General features: G+C 50.7%; 1 protein-coding gene. It reads left to right on the top strand.

Going from position 1 to position 596, the window contains the following annotated elements:
* The coding region (locus H5187_RS23930) for a tandem-95 repeat protein (protein ID WP_182798517.1) at nt 1-596 on the top strand (596 nt) is incomplete at both ends.

Raw genomic sequence — 596 nt, 5'->3', positions numbered from 1 at the left:
GATGATGCAGGCGACACACTCAGCGCAGAGCTGGTCAGTCAACCACAATTTGGTAGTGTCAGCTTAAACAGTGATGGTAGCTTTAGTTATCAACATGACGGCAGTGAAAACCACGGCGACAGCTTCACCTTCCAAGTTCGTGATAGCGCAGGTGCGTTATCGGCGGTACAGACAGTAACACTTACGGTAACGCCGGTTGCTGATGCACCGGTTGCCATGGATGACAGTGCCACCACTGCAGAAGACACGCCAGTGAACTTTAGCTTGGTAGCGAATGACAGTGATGCAGAAAATGACCTAGTGGTCGCTTCAGCGGCCATCGTATTACCCGCGAGTAAAGGCACGGTAAGTATCACCAATGGCATTGCCTCGTATACACCGAATAGCAATGTAACGGGGACAGACACCTTTACTTATACGGTAAAAGATGCAGCATTGAATACCTCAACAGCGGCGACAGTGACAGTCACTATTACCCCAGTGAACGACCTCCCTGAGGTACAAGCTATCAGCTTAAGTGTGGATGAAGACACCGCATCAGCAGTGACCAATGTGCGTTCACTGGCCAGTGATGTGGAAGACACCATCCCAACGGG

Source organism: Pseudoalteromonas sp. SG44-1 (assembly GCF_014164315.1).
GTDB classification, from domain to species: domain Bacteria; phylum Pseudomonadota; class Gammaproteobacteria; order Enterobacterales; family Alteromonadaceae; genus Pseudoalteromonas; species Pseudoalteromonas rhizosphaerae.
Note: the sequence above shows the minus strand (reverse complement) of the source record. Positions and strands in the feature narration are given on the sequence as shown.